At 47.7% G+C, this 22036-nt stretch carries 14 protein-coding genes and 1 tRNA gene; 4 read left to right on the forward strand and 11 right to left on the reverse strand.

Annotated elements, in window-relative coordinates; genetic code table 11:
- Positions 1 to 28: 28 nt before the first annotated feature.
- The 4 genes from B9T62_RS22475 to B9T62_RS22490 all read right to left on the reverse strand — a co-directional run bounded on the left by B9T62_RS22475 (position 29) and on the right by B9T62_RS22490 (position 8665).
- A complete protein-coding gene (locus B9T62_RS22475; RefSeq protein WP_087917341.1) occupies positions 29 to 4345 on the reverse strand; it encodes a galactose-binding domain-containing protein in 4317 nt (1438 codons plus the stop codon).
- 272 nt (positions 4346 to 4617) lie between these two features.
- Complete coding sequence (locus B9T62_RS22480) at positions 4618 to 5355, reverse strand: response regulator transcription factor (RefSeq protein WP_046230499.1); 738 nt, start codon at positions 5353 to 5355, stop codon at positions 4618 to 4620.
- Entirely contained in the window at positions 5343 to 7121 is a 1779-nt protein-coding gene (locus B9T62_RS22485; protein WP_169834423.1) for a cache domain-containing sensor histidine kinase, read from the reverse strand. Before B9T62_RS22485 ends, B9T62_RS22480 begins: the two co-directional genes overlap by 13 nt.
- A gap of 188 nt (positions 7122 to 7309) precedes the next feature.
- The gene (locus B9T62_RS22490) at positions 7310 to 8665 is read right to left on the reverse strand and encodes an FAD-dependent oxidoreductase (protein ID WP_087917343.1); all 1356 of its coding nucleotides are present in this window, start codon (positions 8663 to 8665) and stop codon (positions 7310 to 7312) included.
- Between the two features lie 155 nt (positions 8666 to 8820).
- On the opposite strand from B9T62_RS22490, the gene B9T62_RS22495 reads away from it, so the two are divergent.
- Complete coding sequence (locus B9T62_RS22495; protein WP_087917344.1) at positions 8821 to 9849, forward strand: LacI family DNA-binding transcriptional regulator; 1029 nt, start codon at positions 8821 to 8823, stop codon at positions 9847 to 9849.
- 120 nt (positions 9850 to 9969) lie between these two features.
- Here the strand turns inward: B9T62_RS22495 and B9T62_RS22500 are convergent, their stop codons facing one another.
- On the reverse strand, positions 9970 to 10755 hold the full coding sequence (locus B9T62_RS22500) for a sugar phosphate isomerase/epimerase family protein (RefSeq protein WP_046230495.1): 786 nt from the start codon (positions 10753 to 10755) through the stop codon (positions 9970 to 9972).
- Positions 10756 to 10895: 140 nt separating this feature from the next.
- On the opposite strand from B9T62_RS22500, the gene B9T62_RS22505 reads away from it, so the two are divergent.
- Positions 10896 to 11738, forward strand: coding sequence for an AraC family transcriptional regulator (locus B9T62_RS22505; RefSeq protein WP_087917345.1), 843 nt, complete (start codon positions 10896 to 10898; stop codon positions 11736 to 11738).
- A 39-nt stretch (positions 11739 to 11777) separates the two neighbouring features.
- Here the strand turns inward: B9T62_RS22505 and B9T62_RS22510 are convergent, their stop codons facing one another.
- A complete protein-coding gene (locus B9T62_RS22510) occupies positions 11778 to 12641 on the reverse strand; it encodes a helix-turn-helix domain-containing protein (RefSeq protein WP_087917346.1) in 864 nt (287 codons plus the stop codon).
- A gap of 141 nt (positions 12642 to 12782) precedes the next feature.
- On the opposite strand from B9T62_RS22510, the gene B9T62_RS22515 reads away from it, so the two are divergent.
- Both B9T62_RS22515 and B9T62_RS22520 read left to right on the forward strand, forming a co-directional pair.
- A complete protein-coding gene (locus B9T62_RS22515) occupies positions 12783 to 13898 on the forward strand; it encodes a glycoside hydrolase family 88 protein (RefSeq protein ID WP_087917347.1) in 1116 nt (371 codons plus the stop codon).
- A 939-nt stretch (positions 13899 to 14837) separates the two neighbouring features.
- Complete coding sequence (locus B9T62_RS22520) at positions 14838 to 15716, forward strand: tyrosine-type recombinase/integrase (protein ID WP_087917348.1); 879 nt, start codon at positions 14838 to 14840, stop codon at positions 15714 to 15716.
- A gap of 354 nt (positions 15717 to 16070) precedes the next feature.
- On the opposite strand, the gene B9T62_RS39375 is transcribed toward B9T62_RS22520, so the two are convergent.
- The 5 genes from B9T62_RS39375 to B9T62_RS22540 form a co-directional block, all read right to left on the reverse strand.
- Positions 16071 to 16156: transfer RNA gene (locus tag B9T62_RS39375), tRNA-Leu, on the reverse strand.
- 362 nt (positions 16157 to 16518) lie between these two features.
- On the reverse strand, positions 16519 to 16827 hold the full coding sequence (locus tag B9T62_RS22525) for a hypothetical protein (RefSeq protein WP_157793967.1): 309 nt from the start codon (positions 16825 to 16827) through the stop codon (positions 16519 to 16521).
- A gap of 900 nt (positions 16828 to 17727) precedes the next feature.
- Positions 17728 to 18735, reverse strand: a complete 1008-nt coding sequence (locus B9T62_RS22530) for a FecCD family ABC transporter permease (RefSeq protein WP_087917350.1) — start codon at positions 18733 to 18735, stop codon at positions 17728 to 17730.
- A complete protein-coding gene (locus tag B9T62_RS22535) occupies positions 18732 to 19781 on the reverse strand; it encodes a FecCD family ABC transporter permease (protein ID WP_087917351.1) in 1050 nt (349 codons plus the stop codon). Before B9T62_RS22535 ends, B9T62_RS22530 begins: the two co-directional genes overlap by 4 nt.
- Complete coding sequence (locus B9T62_RS22540) at positions 19768 to 21753, reverse strand: AraC family transcriptional regulator (RefSeq protein ID WP_087917352.1); 1986 nt, start codon at positions 21751 to 21753, stop codon at positions 19768 to 19770. The genes B9T62_RS22535 and B9T62_RS22540 overlap by 14 nt, the downstream gene beginning before the upstream one ends.
- Between the last annotated feature and the right edge of the window lie 283 nt (positions 21754 to 22036).

The following is a 22036-nucleotide window of genomic DNA, read 5'->3' on the forward strand; positions in this document are numbered from 1 at the left end:
GTGACAAGGACTTAGGCCGAGATGGTTCCTAATCGTTGACGAAGCCGACAAACACCTCATTGATTCTGGCCATCATATCATTCGAATTGCCATTGCCCCATGACGGACGGACAAAATGGAAGCGCAAGGCAGTCGTCACGACGGGGTTTTCCAAATTCAACATCGTATACTGACCCAAAAAAGCGTCCTGATCATTATCTCGGACTTCGGCTATCGTCTTCCATTCTCCGTCTTCCAAGAACTGCAGATCAAAATCTCTGACATGCCAGTTGGCCGAGCCTATAACCGGCACATGTCCGCTCCACAGCTTCACTTGGTTGATCGTTTGCTCCGTTGTCCAGTCCAGCATCAGATAAGGCGTTTGGGAGCCGTTTGATATCCACCGGGTTTCCAAGCTTCCGTCAAGTACTCTATCTTTTGTATTTGTACCCAGCGTGGAGTCGACCGACAACTGCGCAGTAATCGCCAGATTATTGATTACATTAAGAACGAACGTTCCAGTGCGAGCAACGCCATCCAAGACGACAGCTGCCTGCAATGTTGCTTCTCCAGCTTGAAGCGCGGTAACCACGCCCGTATTATCAACAGTCACTAGATCCGGCGTCAGACTTATGAAAGATATGTCCGCATTTTCCAACGAAACGTTCGATCCTGTATTGTATGTGCCGGTCACATGCAGTTGGGTAGTCATGCCCGGCACCAGCTGCGAACGATCCGCCGTTACCGCTACGGCCGCAAGTTCGACGGGAGGGTAAGTTTCAACCCGCAGGTAAGGCCTATAGCTGGAGTCGGGTCCATTGTATAGCTGCGTCAAGTAACCGGTTTGATCGGCATCCTGGGCAAAAGCAAGCGATATCGTCCGATCTCCATCCAGACGTTCTTGCACGAGCACAGTCGCATCGAATACATACCAGACGTTCTCGCCGTTATTATTCAGCTGCACAGTCGTGAGCTTCTGGCCAAGCTCTGGCGGAGACTGGTACGTATTCCATTGCATTGTATCGCTGTCCCAGTCATTGCTATCCACTGCATAGAGAGAAGTTGCAGCTCCCGTCTCTCCAGCAGGGCTCTCCAGCGCCTGTCCATACACGTAGAGCCATGCGGTAGCCAGCTTGCCTTCAATGGAATTCAGATCGAATTGCAGATAGCTTCTCGCCGATTCGCTATCTTCTCCGCCTTTAATCTGTAAGAGATCCGCAACCGGGGCGTTCTGAGCATTTTTCTGTACGCTTGCCGCCTTGGTTGCCGGCAGCAGTTCGGAAACCGCCACTTGATTCTCATAATCCGTCCCGGTATTTCCGCTGATCTCATTGCCGGAGAGACGAATATTCGTGCCGTCCGAGATCATAACGCCATTCGTATTCCCCGTAACATGATTGTCCTGAATGACAATATTCTCGGGAATGCCCGCGCCGTTCCCGGCGTTGGTCGGATCGCCGTCGTCTTTCATGGCAATTATGCCCCAGAAGTCGGAAGCCGTATTGTTCACGATCTGATTGCCCTTCACAATCGTTCCGGGCGCATTTTTCAGACGTATTCCCTGGCTCCCCGCGTTCGTAAATCCGGTAATGGTATTATTCTCGATAATCGTATCGGGAGATCCCAAATACACCTGCACCCCATACCGTTTCACATTCTCGATTAAATTGTTATGAATGTAATTGCCTGGTCCCGCGGCATCATGCGTAGCGCCCGGATTGCCGACGCCGACAGCCGCTTCGCCGCCGCCAACGATATGGTTGCCGCTTACTTCATTCATATACTCGTCTTCTCCGTGGAAATCGATAGCGTCTAATGCCGAGTTCAAGTAGTAGTTGTTTTCAATGAGATTGTTATGCGTGTAAGAATGCGCCAGCGTTCCGTGACGCAGATAGGGACCGATAAACTCGTTGTTGCGAACGACATTGAAACGAGAGTCGTCCTCTCTGCCGAGTCGGCTTTCCTTGGACTTGCCTTCGATGGAAACGCCGTATCCGTTTCCGCCCTCGGCTAAGTCCGTCGCGTTGCGAAAAAGCGAATTTTCCACGATAACATCATGACTGTTCGTAATTACAACGCCGATCCGTTGAAACTTCTCGATCGTCAGTCCGTCCAGCATAATGTTATAGGACGGTTTGCCGGAAGCGGAGGTAATCATGATCACCTGCTTAGGTCCGCCCCGATCCGGATTCGCAACCGACGTACTTGTTGAATAATTTAAGTCCCAGCTGGACGTAATCGTCATGTTGCTGATCTTAATATTGTTTTGTCCGGCCATGCGGAATACGATGCCTTCAACCGTAGCATATTCTTCCTGTTCGTTAGCATGGTCGGAGACCAGCAGAACGCCATCCTGGTTCTCGCCGCGCACCTGCACGCCGGATTTCATAATGAAATGGGTAACTCCGTCCTTATCTGTGCTCGTTAATTGATAGTGTCCGTTCGGAATATACACTTCGTCCCCAAGCGCCGCTGCAGCCAGTGCAGCCCGGATAGCTTGAGCGTCATCTATTCCGTTGTCGGCAGGATCGGCGCCGAAGTCCAGGACATTATACGTAGAGCCGGTCACTGTCTGAGCCTCATGCGGCACATGCGGTGTGCCATCCGCATAATAGAGACCTGCCTTTGTCGGAATTGGGGAATCCGGATCCGGTCCCGTTGGCGGAATCTCCACATCACTTAATATAAACCCGTCCACATGGGGAGGGTAAACCTGAATTTCCGTTATGCTTGTCCATTCGCTTGCTCCGCGCCCGACAACCCGTACATAACGGGCGGTGACGGCTTCAAAACCAAAGGCTTCAACCTGGATCGTCGTGCCGCTGCTGTCGCCGCTGTATACGCGGGTCCAGTTGGTCTGGTCGTTCGAAACCTCGATATCAATGGTCTTGCGGCGATTGTCTCCCCGGTAGAAAGCGACTCCCAGATAAGAAACCAGTTGTTCCGAGCCCAGATCCAGTTCGATCCATTGCCCGTCATCATACGCCGACCACCTTGTCTGAATATCGTCGTCAATGGCATATTCCGGAATATTGGAATCGCTGCCGCTGGCCCGATAACCCGCGACCGTCAGCGGGGTTGCTGAAGCTCCGCTAAGAGCCGGTGTGGATACGATCACCTCATTGCTCGGCACAGAGGTCAGCTCAGTCGTCGTATGCGCTCTTATGGTAAAGGCATATTCGGTGCTAGGCTCCAGATTGAACACAAGCGCGCTATATAAACCGCCATTCGCATCATAAGTGGAAGAACTTACGGAAACCGCAGGGCTGTCGCCGTTGTAGATCACATATTGGCTTACATCCGAGCTTGGCAACGGATTCCACTGCAGCTTGACAGTTGTGCTCGTCGTCTCCATAACGTGAACAGCGAATGGCGGTTCCGGCCCAACCGCCGCCTCCTCAGTTGTCACTTGAACTGCTGCACTGTCTTCGGATATCAGACCATTGCTTCCCACCGACCTGACCGTAAAGGAGTACGCCGTCTCCGGAGTCAAATTGCGCGCTGTGGCGCTCCAGGTGTCCGTATCGGAATCCAAAACCGGACTCGTAGCATCTTCAACCTGAGCCCCGTTGTTAAACAGCTGGTACGATTGTACCTCTTCACTCGGCGAAGGATTCCATCGCAAGGTCACGGTTGAACTCGTTTTCTCGGACATGCTCAGGCCGGACGGAGCTTCCGGCACTTCCACTGGCGTAGCGTCGTACACCGCGAAATTATCATAATCCACATTCGTCCGCAGCGCGAACAACCCCGGGTATCCCGATGTCAGCGGATTATTGCTGTCGACAACGTCAAGCAGCAGTACTTCGTCCACATAAAGCCGAATCCGGCTGCCGATTATTTCGCCCCTCACCTTGTAGACTTTATTCGTATTGAAATTTGTCGGCGCACTCATCGCCAAGTACGATGTCGTATTGTTATAGCGCTTGCGAATATGGAACTTGGCGGAAGCTGAGCCGCCGCTTTTCTTGTAACCGATTTCATAATAGTTGTCGGCATCCGCATACTTCAGTAACAGCCCAGGAACGGCAGGAGTCAAACCGCCCCAAGAGTCAAGACTTATATCCGCCTCAACACTGTAATCGTCCGGCAAGTCATCCTTTTTGTAGTAAGCATACTGCTTGTCACTGGAATTAAAATTTCTGTAAACGTGATTCCCATCATCCGTCTGAACAACCGAGTATGGGGCTGATACGGAATCGAGAACAAACTCATCCGGAGCGCCGTTCTCGAAATCCTCGAATACGATTCGGTTGGCAGACTCCGCATCGGCTTCGGCCTGCACGCGGCTCGAGCCCATCAAACCCGTGAACAGCATACTCAGGATTAATAATAACGCTGTAGATCTTTTTGTAGGACTAGACATTATCCATCACATCCTTTCTTTCATTTCATTTGCTCTTCTCTTGCAGGTTATTTGTAAGCGCAGCCAATACAACCTAACCCAAGCTTTCACTAATACCTCCCGAACATCCGAATGTAATCATTCTGTCGCAATACATGAAGTCTCAGCACCAATTGGAAGCGCTTAATAATAAGTATACAAGTCAGCCTGTCAGTGAAAAACAACGCATTTTCGAGAAAAACTACGATATTCATAGCATCTGTTTTGTTTTGTGCTCAATGATCTGAACGGCCTTAACTCAGCGGCCTTTTTCTATATTCGGTAGGCTTCACTCCGCAATGCTGCCGGAACACGGCCATAAAGTGATTGGCGCTGGCATAGCCGCAAAGGTTGGCGATCTCGTATATTTTCAGATGTGTATGGGTCAACAGCTCCCTGGCTTTACTCATCCGGCAGGCCGTCACATAATCAGAATAATTTTGTCCGGTCTTCACTTTAAACAACGTGGATAAATATTGATGATTCAAATGCACCTGCTCCGCGATGAATGGAAGTGAAACATCCTGATCCAGACAAGAGACGACCAGTTCCTTTACTCTTCGAATCGTCAGATCTTCATGGGCTGCTTCGGCGTTAGGCGTCTCTACCGCCCGCTCGCGGTCCAGCCGCGCTTTCAAATTCAATAGAAAATGGGAAAGCTCAATCCGGTCCACCGGCTTCAGGATGTAATCCGACGCATTGTGACGCATCGCCGCCTTGGCATAAGTGAAATCTTCATGCCCGCTGATGATTAATACGGGAAGGTCGGGATACAGCCCCCGGACATGCCGCAATAACTCGATTCCGTTCATCTGGGGCATACGGATATCCGAAATCAGCAAATCTACCGATTGCATTCTGAGAAGCTCCAGCGCAGCGAAACCGTGCTCCGCTTCCGCGGTTACCCTATAACTGCCGATCACTTCCTCGATCATTATCTTTAACCCTTCCTGAATTTTCTTCTCGTCTTCTACCAGCATCACATTGTACATTCCAATTCCCCCCATCGTAATGGCAGCCGGATTCTCCATAGTGTTCCGGAAGCCTCATCGCTCTCCACGCTTAAGCCGTATTCCACGCCATAAAGCAGTTGAATGCGATGGTGAATATTTTTGATGGCATAGCCTTTAAGTGTATCTCCAAACTTTGGACGGCTGCCGTCCCGCTCCGGCTTACACAACATCTGCTCGCGAACCTCCAATAAACGTTGCGGCGGCATCCCCACCCCATTATCCTGTACAGTCAGGAGCAAATCCTGATCCAGCACGGATGCCCTGATCGTTATCGTTAATCCGCTATTCCCCATTCCGTGCTCCAATGCATTCTCAACCAGTGGCTGAAGCAGCAGCTTTGGTACAAGACAAGATTCGAAGGACGGATCCACATACATTTCCGAACTCAGCTTCTCGCCATGCCTGGATAACTGAATTTGCAAATAAGCGTGAACGAACCGTATCTCCTCCTTCAATTGCACCGGCCGTTCCTGCTTGTCAACCGTGTATCTCAGCATTTTTCCCAAGCTGGCAACAATGTCGCTGATTTCGAGATTTCTCTCCTTCAGCGCCTGCATGCTTACCAATTCCAACGTGTTGTACAGAAAATGCGGATTAATCTGGCTTTGCAGAGCCGACAGCTCGGCTTCGCGTTCGCGCAGTTTCGTTTCATATACCTCCTTGACCAGTCGCTCCACTTCCGTCACCATCAGATTGAAACCCTGGGCCAATTGCCCGATTTCATCGCGATTCATCAAGCTCAAATCTGCCCGTTCGCTGAAAGCCCCGTCCTTTACCCGCCGCATGCGCGACTGAAGATAACGAATCGGCCTGACCAGCCGCTCTGACGTAAAGATCGCAAGCAAATAGGCAATGATAAGCGATATGACTGAAATGAGGATCGTAAATCCGACGATTTCCTTGCCGCCCCGTTGCAAATCGGCCATCGGGATAAGTCCGTGAATATTCACTTTCGTTGATTTGGAGTGCATGGTTGTGTACAGATAAGTCTGGCCGTTCCAATCTATCGTTCCGTCCCCCGGACCGGTATCCGGGAAATTAACCAGTTCATCCGGAAATAACAGCTCGCCGTTATCCTTTGTCAAGTAAAACTGGCTGTTGTCGCTCAACCACACTTCTGACAATAACGCTTCGAGCTCTTTCATGTTAAAATCAATTTTGACAACCCCGATGCTTTGGCCTGTTGCAGGGTGATTCAATGCTCTGGCAGCGGAAATAACCCGCTCCGTTCGTTTGTAATAAGTCGTCTCGTGAGGTTCGATAATGACAAGCCTTCCTTCCGCATTCAGCACCTCCTGCATCCAGCTATTCCCTTTCTCGTTCCAATAACGCTGCGTCAGTTTTTCTTCGACGCTGTACATAATGCCGTCGCCAGTGAAAAAGATCATTCGTTCAATTCCGGGCTGATCCAATGTAAGCGAAGCTGCTACTCTTGCCATTTTGGTAATTTCCGCCGACGGAATAAGCTTCTCTTCGCCTGGTTCTTCATAACTGTGCTTCTCCAAAATACGCAGCACGTCTTCGTTATACAAGGGAGCCACAGTTATTCTGTCCGCGTCTTTTATCGTATTTTCCAAATTAATTTTCACTTGATTCATAATTTGCATGGAGTACGCCCTGGAGTTTTTTTCGGTTTCCTCCGCAAATTTATTGTAAGTGCTGATTCCGCTTATCAGGAATGGAATGGTGATAAGCAGAACGAACAGGGTTATAAATTTGGCTCGTATCGAAATATACCGCTTCATTTCACCGATTCCTCCTGACAGATTGTAAGCGAATACATATACTATCACATGGTAAAAAAGGCCGCTCATCCGGTAGAATGTTCGTTTTCCAACAAACTTCCGATACGAGGCGACCTTATGAGAAAGTCTACCATGTTCCAATTATATCTTCAATTGAATTTGGCCGTTATCTTGCTGGCGGATACGCGCTATACAGTCTGCCCGCTGCGAAGCAGCGCGCCGTTATGAATTAGCCGCTCCTGCAGCAGTCCAATGTCGATTTTTCCCGGCGATATACCCTGCTCCCATGCAATTGCTGCCGCCGTACCCGCAGCCTGTCCTGTCGCCATGCAGCTAGGTGTCAGACGCGTCGTTGCCAGCGCCTCATGCGTCGTCGAGATGCAGCGGCCTGCCACGAGCAGATTGTCAATCCGCTTCGGCAGCAAACAGCGGTAAGGAATATCGTATGCCCCATCTCCCTGGACCCATGCGGCCTGTACGCCCTTGCCGGACGGATCGTGAATGTCGATGGGATAGCCGCTTCGTGCAATGCAATCGTCGAACGCGCGTCCATCCACAACATCCTGTACCTGGAGTGAATAGCAGCCGTCTATTCTGCGGCTCTCGCGTATGCCGATTTGCGCTCCGACCGAAGAGATGGAAGCGTTCTCGAAGCCTGGCAAGCAGCGGGCCATGAAATCCGCGACCATGCGCACCTGCTTCCTGCCCTGCACCTCTCCTTCCGTCAAATCCTCCAGTTCAGTTCCGTCCAGCCCTTGAACACGAGTCGTATTGACAAGCACCTCGTCCGGTCCCGGACCTGTGAAGAACAGGACCTGGTCTCTGTTAATAGGCAGGTCAGCCTCCTTCCAATGCTTGAAGTAACCCAATACGCCGGACAATGGCAGTTCCTCCAGTTCATCGAAAGGTGTCTTCTTGTAAAACTCGTCCGGATGCTCGATCATATACCGTTTCACCTTCGCCAGATCAACGCCTCTCATTCGGAACTTCATCGTCATCGGCTGCGTCAAATTGTCGCTGTCGCGTCCCTGCAAGCACGGCGCGCCTGACAGATAGGCCAGATCGGCGTCCCCTGTCGCATCGATGAACTGCTTCGCCGAAATTTCGTACTTCCCGGACTTGGTAGCCAATCGTACCGTTTCAATGAGGCCGTCCCTGGTCTGCACTTCGTCCATGAAGCTGTGCAGCAGCACCTTCACGCCCGCCTCGCGCAGCATATCGATGATTAACACCTTATACACTTCAGGATCATAAGGGGTGATCGTCTTTACAAAGCCTACCGTATCGCGAACGTGACCGGGTGAAGCTCCCTCGGCCATCAAGCGGTCTACAATTTCCTGCGCTGTTCCGGCAATGACCTGCTTGCCATCCATCGTGTGAAAGGTCATCCATGGATAGACCAGAGCTGCAGTCGACATGCCGCCAAGAAAACCGTATCGTTCAATCAGCAGCGTTCGAGCCCCGCTTCTTCCAGCTGCCAGCGCCGCATTGATCCCCGCCGGCCCTCCGCCGCATACCACAATATCCGTCTCTATTTTTCTCATGCTTAACCCCTCCTCTGAAAGTATTTTCATTATAGGAGCCGGGGGACTTCTAAAGTAGTTGAACTTTAGTTTAAAATAGAACTGTCAAGCGTTAGCGTGGACGATAGCTTTACGTTCGTATCCCCTAACCACACGGAGAAAAGAGGAAGGCGGTTTTGAAGTTGGGGACTCGTAAATCAATTACTCTGCACGATCTTTCCAAAGAACTTGGTCTTTCGATTCAGACCATATCCAAAGCGCTGAGCGGACGAGCCGGCATGTCCGAGGAAACGCGGAGCCGCATTATCCGAACAGCCTCCGTACGCGGCTATTTGACTGTATCTCAGGCACGTGAGATGGTCAGCCGCGGCATCGCGCCCTATCCTACCTTCCAATTTCGATTTGTATTGATACAATCCCGGCAATCTATGAATTACAACGTATTGTTGACAGAGGGGTTAAGAGAGAGGCTCGATCAATTGGATCATCGACTGGAAAGCTATGTGCTGGATGAGGATGTGCCGGATCACGCATTCTCAGACTGGATGGAGAAGCGAAATTTGCCGACGGCGGACGGTCTGTTCATCGCGCCCCGGCTGCTCTCGGACTCCACGGAGCGTAAGCTGTTCGAGCTGCCTTTACCTAAGGTGCTGATTAATTATCCGAGACCGCTTTCCCGGATCGACAGCGTAATCTGGGATGTGTTCGAAGCCGTCTGCATGGCCGTGGACCGGCTCGCGCAGCTTGGCCATACCCGTATTATGTACGTAGGAGATATTCACAGTCAGCGGGGGTATACAAGAAGATGGCAGGCGTTTGAGGAAATGATGGGTGAGCTTCAGTTGGATCATGACGCAGAACTGCATATAACGGACGTTTGGGACGAGTGCATGCTGATCGACAAGCTGCGCAGCAGCCAACCAACAGCAATCATTGCCGGCATCGATGAAGATATCGTAAGGCTGCACGACAGCCTTACCACCCTGGGCTATCGCATCCCGGAGGACATCTCCCTAGTCGGATTGGCCAACGGACCGGTGGCGGCGCTGCCGCATTTAAGCCGCCCCCAGCTTCTGATCAGGGAGACCGGATATAAAGCGGCTGAGAAAATGCTGTGGCGCCTCGCCAACCAGGGCGAGCCATGCGAGCATATCCGTATTGCCGGCCCTTTCTATAACGGGCAAACCATCCGGCGCTTCAGCTGAGAAGCGCGGATGGTTTGATGTTCGGACGAGCTGTCCTCTCTCTACAAAAAAAGCCAGCAAAGCTGTTCCGGTTGTTCGATTCGCGGCTCACTGAGGTCCGCCCATTCGGCAGTTGCGTTCTCAGGCTTCACCGAACAGATTCGGTTGCAGATTTGACATTAAATTATATAGATTGGTAAAGCTAGTTTGCACGCAGTCCATCGGTGCTGTTCTGCAAACATCCTGTTCTACTACGTACCACTCGACTCCGTTCTCCTCTCCCCAGCGAATAATCGGTTCGAATTCAATCGATCCTGTACCGATTTCCGCAAATGCCTGCTCACCGTCTGCGGTCATATCCTTCATATGTACAATCGGCATCCTGTCCGCATATGGCTTGAAGAATGTTACTGGCTCTAAACCGCACTTCTGAAGCCAGTATACATCCAGCTCTGCAAGGATTTCATTGTCTACAGCAGCCTCAAGCAAGTACGAAAGCGCGTTCTGCCCCTCTATCACCGTTTCAAATTCAAAAGCATGATTGTGATAGCTGATTCGGAAGCCTTCGCCCTTCAAATGCTTCGCAATACCGTTCAAATCTTTCTTCAGTTGTTTGTATCCGCCTTCATTTCGCAGCTCAGCGGGAATACTCGGGCAAATAATATCCCGTGTGTCGAACAGCCTGGCGTCCGAGACCACTTTGCCTGTGTTCGCAACAATGTCATGGAAACCAACATGCATGCCCGCGGTCTTCAACCCAACTTCGTCCAAAACCGCTTTGAGTTCCTGCGGGTCATAGCCTTGAAAGCCCGCAAACTGTACGCCGCCATAGCCAATTTGACTTATTTTACGAAGAACTCCCGGGAAATCTGCATGGCATTCCTCGCGAAGCGTATACAATTGAACCGCAATCTTATCTTTTAACAAACTACCATCTCCCTTCACTTCATTAATCCCCAGTATAGTGACAACTGATTTAGAAGTGAATATCCGATTCTCTGCTTGTTGACTTATTTTGCAACATTTAGGATAGTAGAAATAGTTTACTCACTTGGAGGTGACAGCAAATGATGGACACATCGTGGATCGATTGCCTGTTGATCGGTTATTCTCATCATACTTCCCCATTCACCGGCTCCTTGCAAAAGGGCACAGCCGACAATCGCTTGCTCCTGCGCTTCCAGGTAAAAGGGACATGCCGTGTCGAGATTAACGATCAGACACATGTTGTGCAGCCCGGCGATCTGATCATCCGCAAGCCAGGGGAATACTACCGGTTAGTGGTTGAGGCCGATAAAGACGCTGACGTCTCTCAGCCAATTGAGAGCGCCGATTACTACTTATCCTGCAGCGGAGCATGGGTTCAGCAGTGGTGCAGCCGGAACGATTTTCCAAGCAAGGTTCATCTGGATCCGGCGGAAGACTTCTTGGCATTGTGGAGAAAACTGATCTATGAGAAGCGGAATATTCATGGGGATAATGCGGAGATGATGGACGCTTTGATCAAAGTTTTATGTCTAACTATCGAGAGGTATGTACGGAAGCAGACGGCGGCGGCCTCCAGGCCGGAGCTCAACATTCCTTACAAAATGAAGCAGTATTTGGAGAAGCATGCTACCGAACCGCTGACGCTGACCCATATCGCCGAACGTTATGGCATCAGCGTATCGACTGCCTCCCACTTGTTCAAGCAAGCGTTCGGGCAATCTCCAATGCGTTATGTCATCGAGATCAGGCTGTCTATTGCCTCGGAGAGAATTCTATACAGCGACATGAAACTGGAAGATATCGCCGAAGCCTCCGGGTTTCGCAGCTATCCTTATTTCTGCCGCGCCTTCCGGGCTCATTTTCACGCCAGTCCCAGCAAATACCGCGTTCAGAACCAGCTTCGCAAGGTAGAGAATCCTTAATTGGAACGAAGCAGCTATTATATTACCGCTGCTTCCCCGCTACAGTCTCAGGCGGTATTGATGCGGAGACACGCCCATAATCCGTTTGAACAGGCTAATAAAATAAGAGGTGCTCGTAAACCCTACCTGCCCGCCGATCACTTCTACGGATTTGTTCGTCGTTTGAAGCAGACTGCAAGCCTGCTGCATTCTGCGGGCTGTCAAATAGCCCGTAATATTGCTACCCGTCTCTTGCCGAAACAGCCGGGACAAATAAGATTTTGACATATGGAGCTCGTCCGCAAGCAGCTCCAGCTGAAAGGGCTCCCCGTAATGATTTTCAATCCATGCCATAACACGTTCCGATTGGCGAATCGGCTTCATATGCTCCTCCTGCTTGGGTCCCGGAATAACCTTTCGTATAATTAACGACAGCACCTTCAACAAATAAAGCGCGCTCTGCTCGTCCTTGCTGCTGGCGGAGGAAGCGAGCAGGCTATTCTGGAATGCGGAGCAAGCGGCATTCAACTCTTCATTGCAATCGATCATATCTATGCCCTGCAAAGCGATAAGCCCTTGAAGCATTCGTTTATAGACGTCATAAAGAGCCGGAAACGTCCTTAAGTAGCCCTTCATAAATACAGGGTCGAAATGAAAGACGCTGCGTTCATACGGCCGGCTTTCATCCACTTCCGCATAAACATTATGCAGCTGGTAGGGTTGGAAATAAAACAGCATGCCGGGCTTAAGCTCGTACGTCTTCTGATTGACGGTAACCGAGCCGTGTCCCTGATGCACAGCCAGCACCTCGAAGCCCCGATGCCAATGGTAATACCCCTCGAAATCTTGCTGCGACCAGTTGCGGTATGACCAAAGAAAAGTCAGTCCCCCGTAATCCATTTCCTGAAACAGCGTCCCCTTCACTGATTGCACCCCTTCATTTTAACAAGTCAACAGAACAACATTTTTAACCATTGTAGCGTAACTTTGCCCATTTGTCAGAGACTATAATGTTAGCAAGCAGCTTAACCACAATCATGGGTCAACGAGGAGGCTTACTACAAAATGAATCAGGCATACAAAGAAAAAATATTGGCGCAATTAACCGAAAAGGTAGAGCGTATGATAAACCAAATTGGAGATAAAACGCCACATGTGGCAAAAGCCAACGGCATCTATGACAGTACAGACGATAACTGGTGGACGTCCGGCTTCTGGCCCGGCCTGCTCTGGGTTATGCATGATGTAACAGGGAAAGAGTCATTCAAGGCAGCCACTTGGGAATGGGACGCCAAGCTGGAGCGCTGCTTCTGCGAGCATCCCGTACAATTGCATCACGATGTCGGCTTTCAGTTTCTGCCGACTGCTGTCATCAAATACGAATTAACGGGCGATCAGGAAGGTCTGCGAATTGGCTTGAAGGCGGCAAACTTCCTCGCGGGCCGCTTCAACGTGAATGGCGAGTTTATTCGTGCGTGGAACGGGCAAGAGGCGCTCGGCTGGGCCATTGTTGATTGCATGATGAATATCCCCCTGTTGTTCTGGGCAAGCCGCACGACCGGCGACCCGCGTTACAAGCATATCGCGATACGTCACGCGGACACCTTCCTCCGTTACGCCATTCGCGAGGACAGCTCGGTATGTCATATTTTATCTTTTGATCCGGAGACGGGCGCGTTTATAGAACCGCTGGGCGGTCAAGGCTTTTCCGGCTCCTCGGCGTGGAGCCGAGGCAATGCCTGGGCGCTTCATGGCCTCGCGATTGCTTACCGATGCACCGGACTTGAGCGTTATTTGGACGCTGCGAAGCGGGTAGCGCATTACTTTGTCGCCGCCCTGCCGGAAGACTATGTGCCGTATTGGGATTTCCGCGTAGAAAACATAGAAAACGAGCCGCGCGATACTTCCGCTGCCGCCATCGCAGCATCCGGTCTGCTCGAACTTGCTGAGCTGGTTCCATCCACGGAACGCCGGATCTATAACGCGGCTGCCGAGAGAATCCTGTATTCACTAAGCGAGAATTATGCGACCTGGGACAATCCGGACCATGAAGCGATTCTTCTCCAAGGCACCGGACATAAGCCTGAGAACGCCAACATCAACGTATCGCTTATATACGGAGACTACTACTTCGTGGAGGCATTCGCCAAGCTTAACGGCTGGAGCCATCGAATCTTTTAGTCTGCCTCATGCCGTTTATTTTAGAGTCATTTTTTGATCTTTGCCCACTATGGTATACGAATCATAAGAAAATATAGCCTCCATCACAACTCTCACTGAGGTTTTGGAGGCTTTCTCATTACAGAAATAATAATGGTTGTGCAATTCGCTCTGTAGTAGTCAGGCAAAGCATTAGCTGGCTTCGATTTCGTAATCGCCGAGAATAACGCAACCTTCATGCCGATTGCACAAAAAACATGTGCTTTTCTTGTTTGTTGGAGTATAATACAGTTTTCGAATGCACTAACTTATGAAGATTTTTCTCAATCAACCGAACGGCATCCTGGGTCTGTTATCCCTCTAAATAATGCTCCACCGCCTCTTCGTGAAATCCACTATTTTCCATCCAATTCGCCGCATGAATATGTACTCGCATCCATTTGTCCGGATCTGTTCTGAACAACATTTGTTGCAAAAAAATCGGAAAGCATAGACAGGATGCATCCGGTGAAAAACTTTTTAGGAGTGTTATCTAATAATTATAGTGTATCAGTTGAGACAGCATTAAAATACGGAAGGATGCTATTCCTTCCGCTGTACTTTCCCTATCATTTTACATAGTCTTCTTTTAAAATACTGTACATTTCTAAATCGACGATTCCTTTGCCTGACGTGCTGCTTGTCTTAGCGTTCCTCCTTTGATGAAGCCGTTTTTCAATAACACGTTCTTTGAACATTGTCGAAACAAAGGACGAGTCCGGGAAGCGGAAGCAAAAATGGATTAATACCAAGTGCGAGAAAAAATCGATGCCGAGAAAGTTCTACGAGAAACACTTACGAAGATAGATAATAACAACTTCGTTTTACCGCAGCGTAAGCTTAAGTTCACCGATTTTATGCTAGATTGGCTTCATAACGTTTAAAAGCGAGGTCGAGGAAACTACTTGAGAAGGCTATGAGATGGTCGTAACAAAGCATATCATCCCCTACTTCAAGAGTAAGAATAATATACTGCTACAAGAATTACAGCCCATGCATCTGCAAAAATATTACGAGACAAAATGTCAAGACGATCAAACGACAGGCAAAAAAGGATTATCCGCTAAAACATTACGAAGACACCACGCCAATATCAGGAGCGCATTGAATTTTGCAGTGCGAATGAATCTGATTCCGTTTAATCCCGCTGATCGAAACGTGCTTCCAAAGCAGGAAAAGTACAATGCAAGCTATTACACTGTCGAACAGCTCGAAAAACCACCGATAGAATCGGCAGTATATCTCGTGGCTCATTATGGACTTCGGCGTTCCGAGGTGCTTGGGTTGAAGTGGGATTGTATCAATTTCGAAGAAAAGACAATCTCGATTAAAGAGGTTCGCGTGAAGTACGGCAAAACGGTTGTCGTAAAGAAACCTAAAAGTGAAAGCAGCCAGCGCATTTTGCCTTTGATGGAAAAACTCGAGGATTACTTACTACATCTAAAGAAACAGCGGAAGAAAAACAAACAGTTATACGGCAAAGATTACGTCGATAGCGGTCTTGTATGTTGCTGGCCTGACGGCAGTCCCATGAAGACGGAATACCTGAACCACAAATTCAAGGACATACTCGCAAAGAACGGATTGCCGCACATCAGATTTCATGATCTCAGGCACTCGACAGCCAGCTACTTGATTAAACATGGCGTAAGCCTGAAAGAAATTCAGGTATGGCTGGGACATTCAACCATCGGCATTACAGCCAATACTTATACTCACATTGATATGGAGACTAAAAAAGATACAGCACAAAAGATCAACGATCTATTTTCCAAAAAAGCAAAGGAAGCGGCTCAATGAAGTACACCGCTTGGCGATCATTAGATGATGCAGCAATCACTTCCGCGCTACTGGACATAGCCAGTCTCCTGTAAGACTTACTTTGGAGCACAGCGACAAGAATACTTTACCTTGTCGTAAAGAAGCCATCAAAGCAGAAATTCAGCGGCTGAGAATGGAACGTGACAGAATCCTCGAACGCAGAGTCTGAACAAGAACCGCTCATCGTGAAGTCAGTACAAACATCATTCCGAGCGTACCCGAAAACCTCGAATCTACACGAAAAAGAAGCGGCGTTAGCAAAATGTTAGCAAACCCGCTTAAAAACAAACAAGGGTTTCAGCCCAAGTGAGCTGAAACCCTTGATTTCACTAGTGCCGAGGACGGGGGTCAAACCCGTACGGTACTCACGTACCGCAGGATTTTAAGTCCTGAAGTAGTCCACTTAGCCCCTCTTCTGCACCACGGAAAGCTCGAACATAAATCCTTTAACCACGCGGGTTAAAGGCACCTTTTGTGTTCTATACTCTCTGCGTTCAGAAATTTGTATATGCAGCCATGTTAGCAAAAATGTTAGCACAAAGATTTGAGCAGAAGCTTTACGCCCCTGCTCTTTTTTACGTCCAATCAAATCACTGTTTGATTAGGGATTAACGCGTCAAATATCAAGGATTTTAAATCTATAGGACAGATGGGGTTCGAAACCATGACTCCTACCCTTTCAGGATGAAAAGACGGTTCTGAATCGCAAGGACTATTTGAGAGCATAGAGGGAGAAGACGAGGAATAAAAAAATACAGCCCTTATATGGACTGTTTTAAGCTTATTTTGATGGCAAAAGTTTTATTCGGGGAGTATCCTCTTTCATATAAATCGGAAGGAGTTGAACAGGACCCTTGTCTTCGTCAACAACCGGAACTTCAATCGGATTCCGATATGAAACTTCCTTGTCCTGTTGGGTGAGCTTGTTTTCAGTTGGAATGTGGTAATCAGAAACTAATTCCGAGCTAATATTGTTTATTTTTGGTGATTCTACAAATTGTTCATTGTGCGTATCCAACTTTCCAAAGACGAAAACAGCAGAAAATAGTATGGCACTCAAGCCTATATACTTGATACGTAATTTCATCATTCCCACCTCCATAAACGATTAGATTGAAGCTTAACTATATTCTACATTAAAGTGAGTGAGGATACTATTTAAAATAAGCAACAGCCAGCATGAGGAGCTGGCTGTCGTTTGGCTATTCTAAGTATATATCATCCAGTGGTGAATACATGTTGAGCTATAAGCTGGAGAGCAAGAGCAAAACCATTTTCATCTTCAGGATGTCCAATTAATTCTATCCCTACATGTTTCTGATCCGGGTGAATTTGTCTGGATGCCTGATCTACTTTAAAGTGGAACCCAGTTGCTGATGACTTAATTACCCCGTACTGACCGAGGGATAGGTATATAAATGTACCAGCTGCTCCGGTTCCACTGAACACAGTGGTATCTTGGTACATTAAGGTATTGTATTGTATCGGCGTGGTTTGCCGAATTTGTTCTGTTACAGAAAATGAAGATGCACAAATAGATCTGCAAGCCATTCTGGAGAGCAACATATACATGCATGGATTCAAGGATGCCCTTCGTCTTGTAAATGATCTACAAATGCGCTCACAACCATAATCATATTCTATCAATTAGTACTCTACTTGTGGTACTCCACTCTGTACATTCGTCTCCGCAATCCCAATTTCCTCTTTATGTAATTAGCCAAAAGACAGATCGCCAACAATAGGGACCTGCCATCTTTTGCATATAAAAAAGAAAGAGCACATTCGTTAGAATGCCCTCTCTTCTTCCTAAAACCTATATATGCCGAGGACGGGGGTCGAACCCGTACGGTACTCACGTACCGCAGGATTTTGAGTCGCACATGCTATTCGGAAGATGGCAGAAGATAAGCCCAAGACGACTGTCATCACTATTGCAAATCAAAAAGGTATAACAGGAAAAACCACTACTGCCTACAATAATCGATATTTATTTTGAACGCATCAATAGATATAGGAAGTAAGGCACACTCAGCATTGTTACAATAATCCCTGCGGGAATATCTGACTTAAAGCTGACCGTCCGAGCAATCGTATCCGCTACAAGCAGCAATAGCGCACCAATAAGCGCTGAAGTTGGTAGAAGTACTTTGTAGTCGTGACCTACCAGCTTGCGAGCCACATGCGGACTAATCAATCCAATAAAGAAGATCGAGCCCCCGAGCGCTACACAGCCAGAAGCAATGCCTACAGCCGCAATCGCCAAACGCAAAAATTTCTTCTTTACAGCGACTCCTAATCCTATCGAAATTTCGTTGCCTAGCACCAAGACGTTCAATGTCCTAAAATTGGAAAGAATATATGCGAATAGCAGCAATACCCAAGGTGCCAACAAGCTGATATAAGACCACTTGTCCCCCCATAAATATCCGGCTTGCCAACGCTGCGCAAACTCATACTTCTGGTCATCAAGCTTTAAGGTCAGGAATAACGACAGCGCACTTAACCCCATATTGATCGCAACACCAGTCAAGACAAGTCGTGTAGAAGAAATCATACGACGTTTTCTATAGGCTAGAACATAAATCAGAGCTGCTGCCAGCAAACCACCCAAGAATGCCATAGATGGTAGTAATAATGTTATAGCGGTGCCTTGAATGCTTACAGTTGAGATAATCAGCAACACCATAAGACCTGAACCTGAGCTAATACCAAGCATGCCGGGATCAGCCAGATCATTGCGCAGCAACGCCTGCATAACAGCACCTGCCAGTGCCATCCCAAATCCAACAAGTATCGCTAATACAATCCGAGGAAGACGAAACTTATAAACAACGAGATTATGCTCATCTGGACCTTGTCCAAGCAATACTTGAAATACTTCAAGTGGATTGAGAGACACCTTTCCCATATTAAGACTAAGAATAGCTCCTGCAATAAGCAGTATTAAGAGAGATAGAATCCATATTGTAGCCTTATGCGATTTAACAACATTCATTTGAAGGCTCTCCTCTCTTTGCTCGCAATTAGCAAGAAGAAAGGAACACCAATCATTGCAAAAATAATGCCCAGTGCAGTCTCTGCCGGACGATTAATCAGCCTTCCTGCGATATCCGCCACAACCATAAGTGCGCCGCCGTAAATGGCTGATGCCGGAATAATATAACGATAATCTACACCTACAAAAAAACGCATGATATGCGGTATAATCAGCCCTACAAAGCCGATTGGCCCTACAAGTGCAACAGCTACACCCGCTAGTAAAAGGACCGCAAGCGTAGCTATCATCTTAACGAGAACGATCCGTTGCCCGAAGCCTTTCGCGATCTCTTCCCCCAAGTTTAAAACAGTGATAGAGCGTGCAATAAATAGTGACAAAGCCAGCCCACCTAAGAACCAAGGTATAACTAGCCTAATTTCCACCCATGTTGCTCCAGCCACACTACCCGAAGTCCAATAAGCAAGGGCACGACCAATTCCATAGTTTAATGAGATAAATGATCCCACAGCTCCAAATAGCATTGTAATTGATATTCCAGCTAGCACCAGTCTTTGAGGTGTCATTCCTGAACGATTCAATGAAGCGGCAAGATACGTTAGTCCTGCACCAAGTCCTGCGCCAATAAAGCTAACTAGCAAGGTTGTCGTCTGCAGTTGCCCTGGAAGGAAAACTAGTGTAACGGCCATTGCAAGAGCTGCTCCTGCATTTACTCCCATTAATCCCGAATCGGCTAAGGGATTTCGCGTATATCCCTGCATAACCGCTCCTGCTACCGCGAGACACATGCCCGCAATAATATCAGCCGCTATACGCGGAATACGAAGGGCATGAATAATCTGATGCTCGGTCAGTTCAGGATCAAAATTAAAAATCGCTGTCCATGCCATCTTCAGGCTCATGGAAGCTGAGCCAAAAGAGATAGAAGCTGCTACTGAAAGCAGCAGCAGCAATATCCCTAGGAGTAAAAACAGACCGAAATACGATTTCCCTCTTAAATCAGGGATAACGGTTGTTCTATCATCTAGCTTTTTATTTTTTTTCATATGCTGACACTAGCTTCTCAACTACAAAATCTAGCTGCTTATCAAGAGAGTAGATATCGGAATAATATGAAAAATCAAACCCAATTTCGATCAATCTACCTTCTTTGATTGCTGGAATGCTGTTCCAAATTGGATTGTCCGACAAATCATCAGCCCCATCCCATACAGAGCGGAACACGAAGTCTCCTATATACTCAGGTAACACCTCTAAGGAAACAAACCCTCCAGTAGCCTTCTCTCTGCCATCAATCTTTTTCTGAAGAATCTCTGGTGCTTTTAGCCCTAAATATTCATAAATGATCTGAGAACCCCTTCCGTAAAGCTTGCTATCGATCACCGCCATCTCTTTTTTGCCGCCCTCGATAATGGTTACTGTCTTATCCAAAATTCCAAGTTCATCAAGCTTCTGCTTACTCCTCTCCAACTTCTCGTGGAAATTATTTAATAGAGCCTGTGCCTCCTGCTCCTTGCCAAATACCTCGGCAATCTTCATTACACGTTCATCCGTCGCCATTTTTTCATAAGGAATTGGAACGGTCGGTGCAATATCCTTAAGGATTTCGTAAGTTTCTTCAGAAGCAGCTATGATCAAGTCCGGCTTTACTGCCATAATAGCCTCTGGATTAGGCTCATACCATGAACCTAGATCTTCAATCCCCCCCAGCTCTTCTGCAAAGGCCGCTCCTTCAAAGACACTCGAAGTACCTACTGGCTTAATGCCGAGGGCAACAAGATCCCCTTGAAGGTATAACACGACAACCCTCTCTGGATTAGCTGGAACGACAATATCTCCCTTTATCGTAGAGATGGTTCTTGTCTGAGCCTCCTTATTGGTATTGTCAGTTGCAGTTGAATTATTGGCTGGTGATGATGTAACTTCAGAAGCTTTGGATCCATTAGAATTCGTGGCATTAGAACCCACGTTTGCAGATCCACATGCACTCAAAAGCAAGGTAAAGCTAAGCAGCATCGCTACAATAAAACTTGATGTCTTTGTTATTCTCATAGGTGAAGACCCTCCGGTTATTTCATTATGGTAATAGTATTGATAATGATTATCATATTCAATAATATTATATCGGGAGGATATGTGCTCGCCAATGGAGAATTTGGCGGTGGTTAATGGACGATTGTCCGATGAGCTCACCTGACTGCTTTCCTTGCGGAATCGGATGGGAGATTGACCATTATATTTACTGAATATACGACTGAAGTAATATACATCGCTATATCCAACTTCTTCTGCAATATCGCGAAGTGGAGCATCGGTACATCGTAATAGCTCTTCTGCATGTTTAAGCCGGAATCGTATCAAATATTCAATCAAGCTGAACCCCGTCTCCCCTTTAAAGCGGGTTGATAAATGACGAGGGCTATAATTAAATTGCTCCGCTATAGATTCTAGTGATAAATTGTGACGATAATGCTCCTCAATATAACGGACAACCTGCCCAATGACATCCGGTTGCCTGAGGTTAATTCCATCCTTTGTGAACTGCTTCAATAATTCATGTATAAACTGATAGAACAAGCCTTTAACTTGAATTCTTTCCAATAGGTTTCCTTGTGCCCAGAGTTGTTCCATTGCCATTAGTTGATAGTGCAGTGGCAATGGCTCCAAAGACTCGAAGCTATACTGCATCCGAAATGGATTGCTGCGTTCCAAAAGTCTTGCTAAATCCTTTCTTCCTGGTAAGGAGGCTCTATAGAATAATAAATAGTATTCAAAAATCTTCCCTGCCTCTATGCTTAGTCTCATGCCCTTGCCACCATGCACAATAAAATGACGGTCGGCGTCGTAATCTATGCCGTTGAGACTCAAACTGGCCGTACCCCGCACACAGTAGATAAATCCACATGCTGGTAATATATAGCCTTGCAGCTTGTCCCCAGGCTCCATCAGAGCATGTCGAATATCAAGTACTTTAACAGCAGCATAATTCCATGCGAAAATATGATCTTCCAGCTTCATCTTTGCATTACACTCCGATCTGCTCCACAATCTATTTGAGTTAATTATATCTTAAAACAATGATATTGATAATGATTATCAATTAGTATTAGGCAGTTCCTCAATTTTGTCAATCGCTGTTTAGTATCGTGCTTGCTTATTACTTCGCATGAACTTTGAGAGTCATTAAAAACATCGCCATGGATCTATGACCCTAATAGCGATGTTTCGTTTAGAAGTGGCGCTTCCTCAGGAATGCCTCTATCTCATCCACATATCCTTTACTGTAATCTGTCTCGGTGCA

Source organism: Paenibacillus donghaensis, assembly GCF_002192415.1.
GTDB lineage: Bacteria > Bacillota > Bacilli > Paenibacillales > Paenibacillaceae > Paenibacillus_AQ > Paenibacillus_AQ donghaensis.

Coding starts and splice junctions, on each gene's coding strand:
- B9T62_RS22475 (WP_087917341.1), bottom strand. CDS start 4,345: ATGTCTAGTCCTACAAAAAGATCTACAGCGTTATTATTAATCCTGAGT.
- B9T62_RS22480 (WP_046230499.1), bottom strand. CDS start 5,355: ATGTACAATGTGATGCTGGTAGAAGACGAGAAGAAAATTCAGGAAGGG.
- B9T62_RS22485 (WP_169834423.1), bottom strand. CDS start 7,121: ATGAAGCGGTATATTTCGATACGAGCCAAATTTATAACCCTGTTCGTT.
- B9T62_RS22490 (WP_087917343.1), bottom strand. CDS start 8,665: ATGAGAAAAATAGAGACGGATATTGTGGTATGCGGCGGAGGGCCGGCG.
- B9T62_RS22505 (WP_087917345.1), top strand. CDS start 10,896: ATGATGGACACATCGTGGATCGATTGCCTGTTGATCGGTTATTCTCAT.
- B9T62_RS22515 (WP_087917347.1), top strand. CDS start 12,783: ATGAATCAGGCATACAAAGAAAAAATATTGGCGCAATTAACCGAAAAG.
- B9T62_RS22520 (WP_087917348.1), top strand. CDS start 14,838: ATGGTCGTAACAAAGCATATCATCCCCTACTTCAAGAGTAAGAATAAT.
- B9T62_RS22525 (WP_157793967.1), bottom strand. CDS start 16,827: ATGATGAAATTACGTATCAAGTATATAGGCTTGAGTGCCATACTATTT.
- B9T62_RS22530 (WP_087917350.1), bottom strand. CDS start 18,735: ATGAATGTTGTTAAATCGCATAAGGCTACAATATGGATTCTATCTCTC.
- B9T62_RS22535 (WP_087917351.1), bottom strand. CDS start 19,781: ATGAAAAAAAATAAAAAGCTAGATGATAGAACAACCGTTATCCCTGAT.
- B9T62_RS22540 (WP_087917352.1), bottom strand. CDS start 21,753: ATGAAGCTGGAAGATCATATTTTCGCATGGAATTATGCTGCTGTTAAA.